15 protein-coding genes and 1 pseudogene are annotated in these 14,920 nt (G+C 55.9%); 8 read left to right on the top strand and 8 right to left on the bottom strand.

What is annotated here, in order from left to right:
* The first annotated feature begins 247 nt into the window (after window positions 1-247).
* The 8 genes and pseudogenes from VSQ30_RS04840 to VSQ30_RS04805 all read left to right on the top strand — a co-directional run bounded on the left by VSQ30_RS04840 (window position 248) and on the right by VSQ30_RS04805 (window position 5,218).
* Entirely contained in the window at window positions 248-472 is a 225-nt protein-coding gene (locus VSQ30_RS04840; protein ID WP_008368839.1) for a helix-turn-helix domain-containing protein, read from the top strand.
* A gap of 145 nt (window positions 473-617) precedes the next feature.
* Window positions 618-821, top strand: a complete 204-nt coding sequence (locus tag VSQ30_RS04835; RefSeq protein WP_071422045.1) for a hypothetical protein — start codon at window positions 618-620, stop codon at window positions 819-821.
* 286 nt (window positions 822-1,107) lie between these two features.
* Entirely contained in the window at window positions 1,108-1,425 is a 318-nt protein-coding gene (locus VSQ30_RS04830; RefSeq protein ID WP_009260053.1) for a DUF3847 domain-containing protein, read from the top strand.
* 2 nt (window positions 1,426-1,427) lie between these two features.
* Window positions 1,428-2,387 (top strand): annotated as a pseudogene (gene mobQ / locus VSQ30_RS04825) (MobQ family relaxase); the annotation flags it as partial.
* 1 nt (window position 2,388) lies between these two features.
* Window positions 2,389-2,856: a hypothetical protein gene (locus VSQ30_RS04820; RefSeq protein WP_334462418.1), complete on the top strand. Its 468-nt coding sequence runs from the start codon at window positions 2,389-2,391 to the stop codon at window positions 2,854-2,856.
* A gap of 242 nt (window positions 2,857-3,098) precedes the next feature.
* Window positions 3,099-4,220, top strand: a complete 1,122-nt coding sequence (locus VSQ30_RS04815; RefSeq protein WP_334462417.1) for a Gfo/Idh/MocA family protein — start codon at window positions 3,099-3,101, stop codon at window positions 4,218-4,220.
* 153 nt (window positions 4,221-4,373) lie between these two features.
* Window positions 4,374-4,685 carry an IolE/MocC family protein gene (locus VSQ30_RS04810; protein WP_334462415.1) on the top strand — a complete coding sequence of 104 codons (312 nt, stop codon included), beginning with the start codon at window positions 4,374-4,376 and terminating at the stop codon, window positions 4,683-4,685.
* On the top strand, window positions 4,628-5,218 hold the full coding sequence (locus VSQ30_RS04805) for a sugar phosphate isomerase/epimerase family protein (protein WP_334464793.1): 591 nt from the start codon (window positions 4,628-4,630) through the stop codon (window positions 5,216-5,218). Before VSQ30_RS04810 ends, VSQ30_RS04805 begins: the two co-directional genes overlap by 58 nt.
* A gap of 115 nt (window positions 5,219-5,333) precedes the next feature.
* On the opposite strand, the gene VSQ30_RS04800 is transcribed toward VSQ30_RS04805, so the two are convergent.
* The 8 genes from VSQ30_RS04800 to VSQ30_RS04765 all read right to left on the bottom strand — a co-directional run bounded on the left by VSQ30_RS04800 (window position 5,334) and on the right by VSQ30_RS04765 (window position 14,884).
* Complete coding sequence (locus VSQ30_RS04800; RefSeq protein WP_334462413.1) at window positions 5,334-6,632, bottom strand: Gfo/Idh/MocA family protein; 1,299 nt, start codon at window positions 6,630-6,632, stop codon at window positions 5,334-5,336.
* A gap of 69 nt (window positions 6,633-6,701) precedes the next feature.
* Window positions 6,702-6,917, bottom strand: a complete 216-nt coding sequence (locus VSQ30_RS04795; RefSeq protein ID WP_502876193.1) for a helix-turn-helix transcriptional regulator — start codon at window positions 6,915-6,917, stop codon at window positions 6,702-6,704.
* Between the two features lie 281 nt (window positions 6,918-7,198).
* Complete coding sequence (locus VSQ30_RS04790) at window positions 7,199-7,603, bottom strand: hypothetical protein (RefSeq protein WP_334462412.1); 405 nt, start codon at window positions 7,601-7,603, stop codon at window positions 7,199-7,201.
* 225 nt (window positions 7,604-7,828) lie between these two features.
* Window positions 7,829-10,360: an AMP-binding protein gene (locus tag VSQ30_RS04785; RefSeq protein WP_160643109.1), complete on the bottom strand. Its 2,532-nt coding sequence runs from the start codon at window positions 10,358-10,360 to the stop codon at window positions 7,829-7,831.
* Window positions 10,361-10,433: 73 nt separating this feature from the next.
* Window positions 10,434-11,405, bottom strand: coding sequence for a CPBP family glutamic-type intramembrane protease (locus VSQ30_RS04780; RefSeq protein WP_334462409.1), 972 nt, complete (start codon window positions 11,403-11,405; stop codon window positions 10,434-10,436).
* Between the two features lie 17 nt (window positions 11,406-11,422).
* A complete protein-coding gene (gene purD / locus VSQ30_RS04775) occupies window positions 11,423-12,700 on the bottom strand; it encodes a phosphoribosylamine--glycine ligase (protein WP_334462407.1) in 1,278 nt (425 codons plus the stop codon).
* Between the two features lie 197 nt (window positions 12,701-12,897).
* Window positions 12,898-13,581, bottom strand: a complete 684-nt coding sequence (locus VSQ30_RS04770) for an HAD family hydrolase (protein ID WP_334462406.1) — start codon at window positions 13,579-13,581, stop codon at window positions 12,898-12,900.
* A gap of 124 nt (window positions 13,582-13,705) precedes the next feature.
* Window positions 13,706-14,884, bottom strand: coding sequence for a phosphoribosylaminoimidazolecarboxamide formyltransferase (locus tag VSQ30_RS04765; RefSeq protein ID WP_334462403.1), 1,179 nt, complete (start codon window positions 14,882-14,884; stop codon window positions 13,706-13,708).
* Between the last annotated feature and the right edge of the window lie 36 nt (window positions 14,885-14,920).

Below are 14,920 nucleotides of genomic sequence, written 5' to 3'. Positions count from 1 at the left end.
CTCATGGTATCGCAGAAGCATTGTTTTGTCAAGGATAGTCCGCTATGATGATTGCAGTTGGTAATTTTGTACCGCACAGTACCTTGACAAGTGAATGACCGTCCAAAAGGGATATGACCGGCAGGAGAAGTGACGCATCCGGCGCACCAATGCAGGGAAACACCGCAGGAATGGGGCAGGAAAACGGCTTTTGGGGAGAACGGCAGCAGGAAGCATTTTAACCTATTTGATTTATGGGAGGAACAGAATGAACGATAAAAAGAGATTGAACAGCTACGAGGATTTACCGCTGGTTCTGGATGTGGCGGACATTCAGCGGATTATGGGAATTTCAAGAGCGAGCGCCTATGAGCTGGTACACACACCCGGCTTTCCGGCGTTCCGCAGGGGCAGGCTTATCAAGGTCAGCAAAATTGCTTTCTTTGAATGGATGGCAAAAGGCTCCGAAACCGTACCGAGAAGCGACAAATAAGCGTGAGGTATCATTCCCTGACTGCAATACTGCCGCACTTTCCAAAGGGGCATACAGAGGGAAAAACCTTAAAAATGATACCGAAACGCTACACCAAAACAGCCTATCTGCGTACATCAGATAGAAACGGAGAAAGGAGCCGGTTATGGCAAGAATGAGCAACAAGCGGCGGCTGGAATGGTCTTTCTTCTTAAATGACCGCAGCCGTATCACTTACAACGAACTGTGCCGGAAATGCCAGCACGAATGTAAACAGAGCTTCCGGGCGGTTGTGGTTGACTGCCCGAAGTATCTTTCCAAGCGTTCCAAGAAAAAGGGCAAGACTGCCGGAAACGGCAAAATCCCTTAGGAACTAAGGGCGCACTTCTATACATAGTCTAAAGACCATGTATCGTGCGTCCTGCGGAGCTTACCTCTGCCGCTGATAAAATCAGCAATCCGAGGTCTGCGTTCGCTTCGCTCCGACAAGGTGGCTGCACCCCCTTGCGCCGCTAAAGCGGCTATCCCCTGTGTACCCGCCGCAAAGAGAAATCCGCTCTGCGGTTTTCCCTTTTCATCGGGTTTTATAGAAGCACTGACACACAGACTGTCTGCGGATGGTCTTTCTTTATCTTATCAGTAAAGGATGTGAGAACATGGAAAAATCTTTGGAACAGTTAAAGCAGGAATATGAAAAAACCACTGTCCTGTTGGAACGGGAAAAACGGAAAATGCAGCGTTTGAAAAACCGGCAGGCGTATTTGGAAAGCGGTTCCCGGAAACAGAGGACGCACCGGCTGATTACCCGTGGGGCAGCCGTTGAGAGCATTGCACCACAGACAAAGGAGCTATCCGAAGCGGAATTTTATTCCCTCATGGAAAACATTTTGAATCTGCCGCAGGCGGAGCATTTCATCCGGTCTGCCACAGAGAACCACGCCCGTATTTCCGGGCAGGAGAAAGGCGGTGACTAAGGATAGCACTTTATCATTTTTCAATCGCACAGATAAAGCGCAGCGCCGGTCAGAGCGCCATTGCCAGCGCAGCCTACCGAGCCGGGGAACGTCTTTACAGTAACTACTATGGAGAAGTCAGCGATTACACCAAAAAGGGCGGCGTGATCGCTTCGGAAATCATGCTGCCGCCCCATGCGCCGGAAGTTTATCTTGACAGGGCAGCCCTCTGGAATGCTGTGGAGGGCTGCGAGAAACATCCCAAAGCCCAGATTGCCTATTCCTTTGATATTGCCATGCAGAATGAATTAACGCTGGAAGAAAATATGGAGCTGGCGAGAAAATTTGTGCAGGAGCAGTTTGTGGCAAAAGGCATGATTGCCGACCTTGCTTTTCACAGCCCGGAGAAAGAGGACGGCGGCATCCCCAACCCGCATTTTCATGTAATGACAACCATGCGCCCCTTGAACCCGGATGGCACATGGGGGCAAAAACAGCGGCGGGAATATCTCCTTGATGAAGATGGAAACCGAATCCGGGATAAAAACGGCGATTATATGTTTAACGCTGTCCATACAACAGACTGGCACGAGCCGGAAACGCTGGAACACTGGCGGGAGCAGTGGGCGGCTGCCGTTAATACAAAATTTGAGGAAAAAGGGCTGGATGTGCGTATCGACCACCGTTCCTATGTGCGGCAGGGGCTTGACCTGATACCTACTGTCCACGAGGGAGCTAATGTCCGGCAGATGGAAGCAAAGGGCATCCGCACCGAGAAAGGGGAACTGAACCGCTGGATTAAAGCTACCAACCGGCTCATGCAGGATGTGAGGAAGAAGATCAAAGCCCTGTTTGTCTGGATGGCAGAGGTAAAAGAAGAACTTTCCAAACCCCAGACACCGAACCTTGCCGACCTGCTGATCGCTTATTACAACCAGCGCAACGCAGGGGCATGGAGCAATAAAGCCAGAACCGGAAACTTAAGTGTCGCTGCTGCTACCCCTGTGCAGGGAGCTGGATATAACCGTCAACGAGCTGCTGGCCGGGGAGCGGGTGGCGGAGGAGGACTATAAAAAGAAAGCGGAGGAAAACATGATGAACCTTGTAAAGGAAGCCCAGGAAAGCAGGAAGAAGATTATCCTGTCCGCCCTGGTGGCGGCGCTGGCCATTCTGGCGGCACTGCCCCTGGTAGTAGTGGCGGGGGCGCTGGAGATGGAAACCTGGCTGCGGTGCCTTTTAATTGGCATCGGCCTTGTAGTGGTCGTTTTAGGCATTATCATCGCCTGCGTTTTAGATCGGGACGCCGGGGCCTTCGAGTGCCCGGAATGCCACGAGTGGTTTGTGCCGGAAATGGGCGCCTACATTATGGGGCCTCACACCATCACAAAGCGGAAGCTGCGGTGCCCCAAATGCGGCGCGGTGAAGTATTGCAGGCACGTGCTGACGAAATAAAAGGGCCAAGGGGCGGCGGGGCATCCTGCCGCCTCTTGCAGTTATGCGTTTGTGCGTTTCTTACAACAAAACATCTGCGGAATAGGGCACTTTGCAGTTGTCATAATGTGGCAAAAGGTTTTTTGCAGTTTTTAGAAAAAATCACAAAAAATGCCTTGCCTTTTTCCAGGTGTTGTACTAGAATATAGGTGCAGCCCTGTATGTGGGGCGCATAATTGTTAAAATTCCAGGAGGAGATCCCAATGGCAAAAGTAAAGATCGGCTTTATCGGCTGCGGCGGCATCGCCAACGGCAAGCATCTGCCCGGCATGGCCCAGCAGAAAGAGTATGTTGACCTGGTTGCTTTCTGCGACCTGATTCCCGAGCGCGCCGAGAAGGCTGCCAAAGAATATGGCACCCCCGACGCCAAGGTTTATACCGACTATCATGAGCTGCTGGCTGACAAGAGCATTGACGCTGTGCATGTCCTGACCCCCAACATCGCCCACTGCGAAATCACAGTGGCCGCCCTGGAGGCTGGCAAGCACGTTCTGTGCGAGAAACCCATGGCTGCTACCACTGCCGACGCCAAGAAAATGCTGGAGGCCCGGGACCGCACCGGCAAGATGCTGACCATCGGCTATCAGTACCGCCACTTCCCCATGAACCAGGTTGCCAAGGGCATTGTGGACGATGGCTGGCTGGGCGATGTGTACTATGCTGAGGCCACCTACCTGCGCCGCCGGGGCGTTCCCACCTGGGGCGTGTTCACCGACAAGTCCAAGCAGGGCGGCGGCCCGCTGATTGACATCGGCACCCATGCTTTGGATCTGACCCTGTTCCTGATGAACAACTACGAAGTGGATTATGTGGTGGGCACTTCCTTCGAGAAGCTGGGCACCCTGCTGGATCCCAAGTTCCAGGGCCAGGTTGACAGCATGGGCAACCAGAATAGCTGGAACAACAAGACCTACGACGTGGAGGATTCCGCTGTAGGCCACATCAAGATGAAGAACGGCGCTGTTATCAACCTGCGCGCTGCCTGGGCCATCAACATGGCTGAGGACAATGGCGCCAACAACGAGGCTTATGCCACGCTGGTAGGCACCAAAGGCGGCCTTGACACTGTTTCCGGGCAGGCCCGCCTGAACCACGTGGTTGCCAGCCAGCCCGCTATCACCATGGTGGGCAACAAGGTTGCTTCCTATATCCCCGGCTTCAGCGCCGGCCCCGCTCCCGTCAGCAAGGAGCATGACATCTGGGTAAAGGCCCTGCGCGGCGAAGGCGATCTGTTCGTCACGGCTGACCAGGCTTTTGTGGTTACCCGCATCCTGGATTCCATCTATGAGTCCTCCCGCACCGGCAAGCCCGTATACTTCGACTAATTAAAAAACCCGCCGCGATATTGCTCCTGTAATGAAACGGCAGGAATAGTTGGCGTTATCCCCCGTCTCCCAGGCGGGGGATAATATTGCGGTTTTGCTTGCAAATGGGCAGCAAAAGGCTTTTATGCTTTAAACGAGGATGTGTATTGTAATTTGGATAACGTAAATCTGCAATTATACTCTTTTGGGTTCGACTGCCCCCTGACCCTGCTGGAAAAAATCAAGAAGGCAGGGGAAATGGGGTATGCCGGGGTGGAGTTTGCCCGGGGCTATCAGGACATCCCTGTGGAGGACGTGAAAAAGGCCCTGGAGGAGGCGGGCGTTACCGCTGATTCCGCCCACGTGGCTTTTAACTTCATGGAGGAGGATCTCCCCTACCTTGCCAAGCTTGGCGTTACGTTCGTTGCCTGCCCCATGGCTGCTTTCAACACAACGGAGGAGGCCAAGGGACAGCGGAGGAGCTGAACAAGTTCGGCAAGCTGGCAAAGGAATATGGCATCACCATCGGCTATCACAACCACACCGGCGAGTTCTATCAGGACAACGGCGTTTACCTGATGGACACGCTGATTGAGAACACAGATCCCGGCACAGTGGCCTTTGAGATTGACTGCGGGTGGGCTTCTGCCGCCGGCATCGATCCTGTGGCGTATATCAACAAGTACGCCGGGCGCATCGCGGCCATCCACATTAAGGAGAACGGCGCTGTTATCGGCGCGGACAAGCCCAAGTCCCGGTATGATGCGCCTCCCAAGTTTGAAATTGGCCCGGACGGGAAGCCTGTATTCCCTCCTGAGTTCAAGAAGATGATGGAGGAACGGGAGAAGCTGAACGTGCCTACCGGCACCGGCATTGTGGACTGGAAAGCCGTGAAGGCCGCCGCTGACGCTCAGTGGGACAATGTGATCTATGTGGTGGAGCGGGAAGCCAGCTATGGCGGCAAAAGCCGCATAGAATGCTTGACAGAAGACATTGCCTGGCTGAAAGCGAACCTGTAAAAACGGAAAAGTTTCCCGGCCCCCTGCTGGCAGCAGGGGGCTGTTTTTTGGCACACACAGAAAGAGGACGGCGGCTGCCGTCCTCTTTTTTCACTGTGTAAACTATCAAAAAGCCTCACTGCTTTTCAGGCAGGCTGGACACAAACTCTTCCAGGTTTACCAGCGCGCCTCCCCGCAGGCGGGACTCCTCTGCCGCCAGGGCCATGAAATGGCTTTCCATGGAGCTTTCCAGGGTGGTGGTGCGCTGGGTGGCCTCCTTGCCGCCCAGCAGCATGTCCAGGAAATCCCCGATGATGCCGCTGTCACCGCCGCCGTGACCCTTCAGATCCTCTGCAAAAGCGCCTGCGTCAATGGTTTCTTCCTCCTGCCCAAACCGCCGCACCTTGATGATGTTGGACTTCATGTCCGCCTCGATCTCCCCCTTGGTGCCCATGGCTTTGAAATACCGGTAGCAGTCCTGGGTGAAGGCGCACATGGTGAAGCTGATGGTGGAGCCGTCCTCCATGGTCAGCAGGGTCTGCTGGTGATCGACCACGTCGTTGTCGCAGAAATACACGCACCTGCCGTAAGGCCCGGTTCTCAAGGCTTCATAGGTGCTTTCCAGGGTGTTTTCCACGCTTAAAATGGAGGTGGCCCAGCCCTTGCCGCTTTTGATACCGGTTTTGGGATCGGTAATATAAATCTTCTCCGCGTCAAAGATGCACTTGTCCTTTACCTTGCAGCCCTCCAGGCACCGGGGGGCCGCGCCTTCCGGGGCGCACTCCTTTTTAAAGAGCCGGGTGCCGCCAATGGAGGAGACGGCCTTGCACTTCTTTCCTGTAAGCCAGGTGAGGATATCCATATCGTGGCAGGACTTCTGCAATATCATAGGGCTGGTTTCCTGGGAATTGCGCCAGTTTCCCCGGACAAAGCTGTGGGCCTGGTGCCAGTAGGCCACGTTTTCATTGGCGCAGATGGATACCACCTGGCCGATTTCCCCTTTGTCCAGCAGATCCTTGAGTATGTTATAAAAGGCGGTATACCGCAGCACGTGGCACACGATAACCTTTCCCGGGCAGCCCTTTGCCACCTCCAGAAGCTCCCGGCACTTATCCAGCTCTGGGGAGACAGGCTTTTCCAGGAGAATGTTATACCCTTTCCGCAGCCCGGGGATGGCATGGCCCACATGCTGCCTGTCCATGGTAGACACCACCAGCACGTCCGCCAACTTTTCCTGCTCCAGCATTTCCTCAGCGCTTGCGAAACAGTTTTCCACTGGGATATCATAAAGCCTTTGGGCCTTTTCCACCTTTTGGGGGTTCAGGTCGGCCACTGCCACCACCTTCATCTTGTCGGGGAACAGCTTCTGCATGGAGGCATACGTGCTGCCCCTGTCCCCAAACCCTGCTATGGCAAATGTAATAGGTGCTTTCATACTTTTTCTCCTTTTCTAAGGCCTGGGGACTGCCCCGCAACCTCTTTCCAAACAGCTCTCCCGGCGGACTCAATCCTCTGTAAAGGCAAACAGCTCCTCCACTGCCACCTGAAAAACCTTTGCAATATCCATCGCCAGCTTCAGCGATGGGTTATATTTCCCGTTTTCCAGATGGACAATGGTTTCGCGCCTTACATGCACCAATTCCGCCAGTTCGCTTTGTTTTATTCCCGCTTTTTCACGATATTCCTTGACCTTTGTTTTAAGGGCCATACCAATCGCCATGCGATACAGGATTTCCGCAAAAGGAGATAAAGCATCCGCCTTTTGCGCCCGGCATCGTTCCTTTTTCCGTATTTTTCACGCTGCCATCGCGCAGAAATACCATGAACCGCGGGAGGCCTTAGAAGCTGTACCAATAGGCTCCTGCACAAATCTTTTCGGGAAATTTAGCGGGCTTCAGTGTTGGAAATCCTCGAAATTCGAAAGTATTTCTTGCGGTTTCCGCCTTGAACCCCACAAAATTTCCTCGAAAATCTTCGCACCAATCCTATCGGTACAACTTCTTAAACTCCCTTGCTGTCCATTACGCAAAATATGATAAACCGCACCACAGCCAGCACCAATATTGCGCCGACCAGCGCATAGCCCGCCATGGTTCCGTCTATGCATTTGACGGCACAGGCAAAGGCAATGACGATGACAGCGGCTATCATGATTTTTAACCCGACTGCGTCTGTTCTGCGCAAATTTTGAATGGCAAGCTCGTCCTTTTCTTCTTTGCTGAACATGCGGATGCGGTTTGCCTGCAGCACGAAAAAGATGATGGTGAACACCACAACCATGTTCTGGATGATGTCATAAAAATCGTGCCAGTCCCGTCTGGCCCACATCCAGTAATAGCAGGCAAGAAGCACCGCGTAAATAATCTTGGTTCCTACAATTTCCTTTAGCGTGACCTTTGACTTCATGTTCCATTCCTCCATGGGATAAATTTACAGCCGGCGTATGTTATAAATATATCACTCACCACACGCTTTGTCAAGAAAGGAGTGTGAAATATTTATAACTCTCTATGCCGCCGCTTTTTATCCGGAAAGGAATTCCCGCATAAAGCGCTGGGCGCGCGGCCGATAGGGGCGGCGGAAAGCCGCTGCCCGCCTAACAAGGCGCACTGACAGGCCGGACTGGGCCGCCTATGCTGTTACAATAGACTCCGCCTTTTCCAGCCGCAGGCGCTGCACCGCCTCTTCCCGCATCTTATACTTCAGGATTTTCCCTGCCGCGTTCATGGGGAAGCTGTCTACAAACTGCACATACCGGGGCACCTTGTGCTTTGCCATGTGGGTTAGCACAAAGTCTTTTATCTCCTCCTGAGAGCTTTCCTCCCCTTCCTTCAGCACCACGCAGGCCATGATTTCCTCGCCGTACTGTTCGTCCGGCACGCCGATCACCTGCACGTCCTTCACCTTGGGATGGGTATAGATAAAGTCCTCAATCTCCTTGGGATAGATGTTCTCGCCGCCCCGGATAATCATATCCTTAATGCGGCCTGTTATCTTATAGTTGCCCTCCGGGGTGCGGCGGGCAAGATCCCCTGTGTGGAGCCAGCCGTCCCGGTCAATGGCGGCGGCGGTGGCCTCGGGCATTTTATAATAGCCCTTCATAATGTTATAGCCCTTTGCCACAAACTCGCCGTCCACATTATCGGGCAAGTCCTCCCCTGTTTCCGGATCCACAATCTTGCACTGCACCCCGAACATGTCCCCGCCTACAGTGTTCACCCGGGTTTCCAAGGAATCGGTGGTCTTGCTCATGGTGCAGCCGGGGGAAGCCTCGGTCTGCCCATAGGTGATGCAGATTTCACTCATGTGCATTTTTTCCACTACATCCTGCATGACCTTCACCGGGCAGGGGGAGCCTGCCATAATGCCTGTGCGCATGTGGGAGAAGTCTGTTTTTGCAAAGTCCGGGTGTTCCAGCATGGCGATGAACATGGTGGGCACCCCATGGAAGGCGGTTATCTGCTCCTGGTTAATGCAGTGCAGGCCCTTGCGGGGAGAGAAGGCAGTGATGGGGCTCATGGTGGAGCCATGGGTCATGGAGGCTGTCATGGCCAGCACCATGCCAAAGCAGTGGAACATGGGCACCTGGATCATCATGCGGTCGGCGGTGGACAGATCCATGCAGTCGCCAATGGCCTTGCCGTTGTTCACCACATTGTAATGGGTGAGCATAACCCCCTTGGGGAAGCCTGTGGTGCCGCTGGTGTACTGCATGTTGCACACGTCATCCTTGTGAATCCGGCTGCGCCGCACTTCCACCTCTGTGGGCGGGATGGAATCTCCCAGGCCGATGGCGTGCTCCCAGGTGTAGCAGCCAGGCTGCTTGCTGTCGATGGTGATGATATTGCGCAGCACAGGCAGCTTTTTGCTGTGAAGCTTGCCGGGCAGGCAGCGGGTAAGCTCCGGGCAAAGCTCCTTCATAATGCCTACATAGTCGGAATCCTTGAAGCCGTCAATCATCACCAGGGTGTGGGTGTCGGACTGGCGCAGCAGGTACTCCGCCTCGTGGATTTTATAGGCCGTGTTCACCGTCACCAGCACCGCGCCGATTTTCGTGGCAGCCCAGAAGGTGATGTACCACTGGGGCACGTTTGTGGCCCAGATGGCCACGTGATCCCCCTTCTTCACCCCCATGGCAATAAGCGCCCGGGCAAACTGATCCACGTCGTCCCGGAATTCGGAATAGGTGCGGGTATAGTCCAGCTCTGTGTAGCGGAAAGCATACTGGTCGGGGAACTCCTGCACCATGCGGTCCAGCACGTCCGGGAAGGTTTCGTCAATCAGCGTCTCCTTGGGCCAGACATATTTGCCGGTGCGGGCACGGTTATCCTGCAGCTCCACCCGCTTCCGGGACACAGAGGCAAAGTAATCGTGCATAAAATTGGCAAACTGGGGGAACACCACGCCTGCGTCGGACAGGTGCCCGGCCCAGCGCTTCACCCATTCCAGGGAGATGTAGCCGTCATAGCCGATACCGCGGAGGGCGTCGAACATTTCCGGCAGAGGCAGGTCGCCCTCTCCCATCATGCGGTACTGGGCTTCCCCGCCCTCCATCACGCTGTCCTTTACATGGACATATTTAATGTACTCCCCCAGGTTCCCCACAGTTTCCGCCGGGGATTCCCCCCTGTAGCGGAAGGGGTGGTGCATGTCCCACAGGGCCTGGACAGAGGGCATGTTCACCTGATCCAAAAGGGCTTTCAGGCGTTTGGTATCCGCATACACGCCGTTTGTCTCCACCAGCAGGGTGACCCCAAAGCCCTGGGCAATGGTGCCTAAAAGCCGCAGGCAGGAGGCCACAAAGCTGTCGTCCACCTCGTCCTCAGCCTGGGGGTGCAGATCGCCCAAAACCCGGATATAGGGGGTGCCCAGCTTCTTTGCCAGCACCACATACTGGGTGATTTCCGAGATGTTTTTATCGTAGTCCTTTTTATATTTCAGGCTGCACCCGGAAGCAAGGCAGGGCACCTCCAGCCCCAGGGAGCGGAGCTTTTCAATAGTGCTGGGCAGGCGTGCGTCCGTAAAAGGCCGGGCGTTCACCGCGAAAATGTCCTCTCCCAGGCCCCGCACCTCAATGCCGTCAAAGCCCAGGTCTTTTGCCATGGAATAGATGTCTGTCCAGGAAAAATCCGGACAGGCAAGAGTGGAAAAACTAATCTTCATTGCAGCCACCATGCGGTACAGAATATGCACCGTTCCTCTCTATAATATAGTATATATGGGGGTAAGGGGTCGTTCAGCCTTTGGCCAGCCCCGTTGCCGGCAGGGTTTTCTGCTTTTTAGCCCTTTGGGCATACAGCTTCCCAGCCCTGTCCATCCGCCGGATGCGCAGCAGGAACAGCGCCCCGAACAGCAGAAGCCCCAGACAGCCAAACACCCCGTAAAGCCCCGGTCCGGTCAGCAGGCCCACTTCCCCTTTGGCAAAGTATATCCCTGCCGCCGCCATGGCGGTTACGCCGCTGCGGGAAAGGGCGGCGGGCAGGATGCTTCCGGTGCGCAGGGTCATATAGGACAGGGACAGGCCCAGCAGGAAGTAGAACAAAAGCCCGGTAAGAAGCCCCAGGACAGGGAAACCCCCATAAGCCCTGCCGTAAAAATACCCGTCAAAAAACAGGGGGGCATACCACAGCGCCCACACCCCGGAGCAGGCCAAAGCCGCTTTCATAGGGGCGTTTTTACCGAACAGCTCCTGGGCCTTGGGCAAAAGGTATCCCTGGAAGCCCAGCAGCTCTGCCGCTGACAGCAGGATGTTGGCAAAAGGCCCTGCCAGCACCCCCATGCCCAGCAGGGAGCTGAACATGCCGGAAGCCTGCTCCCGGGTCATGCCGCCCTCTATCAGCCCCGCGATAAATGTTTCCCCCTGGGGATCGTACTGCTGGGGGTGCATGGTGAAAAACAGCAGTCCCGCCACCAGCGCCAGGGCTGTGGGGAACACATAGCCAAAGCCATAGGTGAGGAAATTCCCCTTGAAGTGAGGGGCCAGGCCCCACAGCTCCGGGTCAAAGCCATAGCCCTCCTGCCTGCGGCAGATGAACATAGCCGCAAGGGGAGCCAGACTGCCCAGCACCAGCACAATGTCAAAATTCGCGTCTCCATACCGCTGGCCGCAGCCCCAGGCTGTGAAATATCCTCCCCAGACCACCCCAAAGGTTATGGCTAAAAACAGGCCCTGCTTCCGCAGAAGCTTTTGCCTTTCCGACTCCCCCACATTCCTTTCCCCCTCTCTTAAAGCTTCCGCCTGCCAATGTCCCTGCGGTACATAACGCCTTCAAAATTCACCATGTCCACAGCCCGGTAAGCCGTTTCCAGGGCCTCCTCCAGGGTATCCCCCAAAGCGGTGAGGCCCAGCACCCTGCCGCCGTTTGTGTAAAACTTCCCGTTTTCCCTTTTGGTGCCCGCGTGGTATACTGTCACCTCCGGCATGGCGGCAATCTGCCCTTTTTCGTCCAGCCCGGCAATCTCCAGGCCCTTGGGATAGCTGCCGGGATACCCGCCGCTTGCCAGGATGACACAGGCGCTGGCCTTTTCGCTCCACTTGATTTCCAGCTCTCCCAGGCGCTCCTGGGCCACAGCGGTGATAATCTCCGCCAAATCTGTCTCAAGCCTTGGCAGCACCACCTGGGCTTCTGGATCCCCAAAGCGGGAATTGTATTCAATCACCTTAGGGCCGTCCGGCGTGAGCATCAGGCCGAAATACAGGCAGCCTTTGAATTTGCGGCCTTCGGCGTTCATGGCCTGCATGGTGGGCAGGAAAATTTCCTCCATGCAGCGCTGTGCCGCCTCTTTTGTGTAGGCGGGGTTGGGGCTGATGGTGCCCATGCCCCCGGTGTTGGGGCCTTTGTCCCCGTCATAGGCCTGCTTGTGATCCATGGAGGAGGCCATGGGGCAGAGGGTTTTCCCGTCTGTAAAGGCCAGCACAGTCACCTCCGGCCCGGTGAGGAACTCCTCCACCACCACACGGCTGCCGCTGTCCCCAAAAATCTTGTCCTCCATCATAGACTGCAGGGCTTCTTCCGCTTCCTGTTCGTTCTGCGCAATCACAACGCCCTTGCCCAAAGCCAGGCCGTCCGCCTTGACAACAACGGGATATTTCCCCTGCTCCCGGATGTACTCCAGCGCCGCGCCCTGTTCCGTAAACACCTCATAGGCCGCCGTAGGTATCCCATACTTTTTCATCAGGTTTTTGGAAAACACCTTGCTGCTCTCAATCTCCGCCGCCTTGGCGTTAGGCCCGAAGCAGGGGAAGCCCGCCGCTTCCAAAAAGTCTGCCATGCCCGCGGCCAGGGGATCGTCCGGGGCCACAAAGATAAAATCCGCCTTGTGCTCTTTCGCAAAGGCCAGCACGCCCTCCTTGTCCATGGCCCCCACCGGCCCGCAGGCGGCGTCGCAGGCGATGCCGCCGTTGCCCGGCACGCAGTACAGCTTTCCTGCCTTCGGGCTTTCCTTCAGCTTGCGCACAATGGCGTGCTCCCGCCCGCCGCTGCCGATTACCAGAATATCCATTGTCCAGGCCCCTTTCCAATTTTTGCACAGTAATTTTTTTGTTCTGCTGTGATTTTTATGTGTTTTCACGCATTGACTTGCTAAAGCCTTCTGCCCCGGAAGGGGGCCTGCCTAAAAGACAGGCCCTTTTAAGGCCGCAGGACTCTGTCCCGCACCCTGCAAGCCTTTTTGAAAAAAGGCTTGACCTAAAAACCGGGTTACAAAATTTTCGGGATTTCCTCCAGGCTTTGCACCGTATAATCGGCGCCGCTGTGGGGATAGCCGGGCTTTGTTATGTGGATGGCGCCCCACCCGGCATTTTTCGCGCCCCGTATGTCAGCAATGGGATTGTCCCCCACCATCCAGATGCGGCCCGGGAAGTTCGCCGCCTCCTCCGCCTTGCGGAAGATGCGCACGTCAGGCTTCACCACGCCAACCGTGCCGGAGTTCACCACCCCGGCAAAGTAATGCCGTAGCTTCAGCCTGTCAAGCAGCCCTTCCCATTCCGGGAAATTGTTGGTGAGGATGTAGTTTTTGTATCCCTTAAAGGCACAGGCCATCAAGGCCCCCGGCGCTTCCGGGCGCACCCGGTACAGCCTCTCATCCTGCACAACCTCCCGCATCCGCCCCGCGGCCTCCGCCGCCAGGAGGGACGGCACGCCCTGGGCCTCATAGGCTTCTGCGAATTTTGCTGTTAAGCACTCCCAGAACGCTTCCCCGGTCAAGGTCTGGTCGCCGTCCGGGTGCCAGGGCAAGCCGCTTTTCAAATATGGCCGCAGCTTCTCTTCCATCACCCCGTATTTCGAGGCGGATTCCCCCAGCGCCAGCACCAGGCACCTGCGCCAAGTGGGCTGTCCGTCTGTCAGCGTCCCGTCAAAATCCCAAAAAATAGCCTTGCGCATATTGCATCCCTTTCCCCGGCCACCCCCGGGAACCCGTTCCCTGCGCGTCCACAAGCGTATGCCCACCCCTGCCCCGCAGCGGGCAAAGCCAGCTCCCCGCGTCCCGGGTCCAGCGTCACGCTGGTTAGTGGTGGAACAGGCGGATGCCTGTGAAAGCCATAGCCATGCCGTATTTGTCGCAGGTGGCAATCACGTTGTCATCCCGGATGGATCCGCCGGGTTGGGCAATAAACTCCACGCCGGATTTACGGGCGCGCTCGATATTGTCCCCAAAGGGGAAGAAGGCGTCGCTGCCTAAGGCCACGCCGCTCATGGTGTCCAGCCAAGCCCGGCGCTCTTCCCGGGTGAAAACCTCCGGCTTCTCGGTGAAGAAATTCTCCCACTGACCGTCTGCCAGCACGTCCATATACTCGTCGCCAATGTATACGTCAATGGTGTTGTCCCGGTCTGCCCGGCGGATGCCCTCTTTAAAGGGCAGGGAAAGCACCTTGGGGCACTGGCGCAGGTACCAGTTGTCCGCCTTATTGCCTGCAAGGCGGGTGCAGTGTACCCGGCTCTGCTGGCCCGCGCCCACGCCAATGGCCTGTCCGTTCTTCACATAGCACACCGAATTTGACTGGGTATATTTCAGGGTAATGAGGGAGACAATCAAATCCCGCTTGGCCTCCGCTGTGAGGGTTTTGTTCTGGGTGGGCAGGTTTTCAAGGAGGCTTTCGTCAATTTTCAGCTCGTTGCGGCCCTGCTCAAAGGTGATGCCAAACACGTCCTTGTGCTCGGTGGGGGCCGGGGTGTAGGCAGGGGCTATCTGCACTACATTATAGCCGCCCTTGCGCTTTTTCCTTAAAATCTCCAAGGCTTCCTCTGTGTAGCCAGGTGCGATAACGCCGTCGGAAACCTCCCGGGCCAGCAGCCTGGCTGTAGAGGCGTCGCAGGTGTCGGAAAGAGCGGCCCAGTCGCCATAGGAGGACATGCGGTCTGCCCCTCTGGCGGCGGCATAGGCGCTGGCAATGGGGGAAAGTTCCAGATCGTCTACAAAATAAATCTTTTTCAGGGTGTCAGAAAGGGGCGCATACACAGCGGCCCCGGCAGGGCTTACATGCTTGAAGGACGCGGCGGCAGGCAGGCCGGTGGCGGCCTTCAGCTCCTTCACAAGCTGCCAGCTATTAAAAGCGTCCAGGAAATTGATATAGCCCGGCTTGCCGTTTAAAACCTGTACGGGCAGTTCCCCGCCGTCCTTCATAAAGATGCGGGAGGGCTTCTGGTTGGGGTTGCAGCCATATTTTAACAACATTTCGTTTGCCATCTAACGCACAACCTTTCTGCAAAAAGAAAATTAGTT

The sequence above is a fragment of the Acutalibacter sp. JLR.KK004 genome, from assembly GCF_036941085.1.
In the GTDB taxonomy this organism is placed as follows: Bacteria; Bacillota; Clostridia; order Oscillospirales; family Acutalibacteraceae; genus Acutalibacter.
Note: the sequence above shows the minus strand (reverse complement) of the source record. Positions and strands in the feature narration are given on the sequence as shown.

Excerpts from the sequence above, each read along its gene's own strand:
- VSQ30_RS04840 (WP_008368839.1), top strand. The coding sequence starts at position 248 with ATGAACGATAAAAAGAGATTGAACAGCTACGAGGATTTACCGCTGGTT.
- VSQ30_RS04835 (WP_071422045.1), top strand. The coding sequence starts at position 618 with ATGGCAAGAATGAGCAACAAGCGGCGGCTGGAATGGTCTTTCTTCTTA.
- VSQ30_RS04830 (WP_009260053.1), top strand. The coding sequence starts at position 1,108 with ATGGAAAAATCTTTGGAACAGTTAAAGCAGGAATATGAAAAAACCACT.
- VSQ30_RS04815 (WP_334462417.1), top strand. The coding sequence starts at position 3,099 with ATGGCAAAAGTAAAGATCGGCTTTATCGGCTGCGGCGGCATCGCCAAC.
- VSQ30_RS04800 (WP_334462413.1), bottom strand. The coding sequence starts at position 6,632 with ATGAAAGCACCTATTACATTTGCCATAGCAGGGTTTGGGGACAGGGGC.
- VSQ30_RS04795 (WP_502876193.1), bottom strand. The coding sequence starts at position 6,917 with ATGGCGATTGGTATGGCCCTTAAAACAAAGGTCAAGGAATATCGTGAA.
- VSQ30_RS04790 (WP_334462412.1), bottom strand. The coding sequence starts at position 7,603 with ATGAAGTCAAAGGTCACGCTAAAGGAAATTGTAGGAACCAAGATTATT.
- VSQ30_RS04785 (WP_160643109.1), bottom strand. The coding sequence starts at position 10,360 with ATGAAGATTAGTTTTTCCACTCTTGCCTGTCCGGATTTTTCCTGGACA.
- purD (WP_334462407.1), bottom strand. The coding sequence starts at position 12,700 with ATGGATATTCTGGTAATCGGCAGCGGCGGGCGGGAGCACGCCATTGTG.
- VSQ30_RS04770 (WP_334462406.1), bottom strand. The coding sequence starts at position 13,581 with ATGCGCAAGGCTATTTTTTGGGATTTTGACGGGACGCTGACAGACGGA.
- VSQ30_RS04765 (WP_334462403.1), bottom strand. The coding sequence starts at position 14,884 with ATGGCAAACGAAATGTTGTTAAAATATGGCTGCAACCCCAACCAGAAG.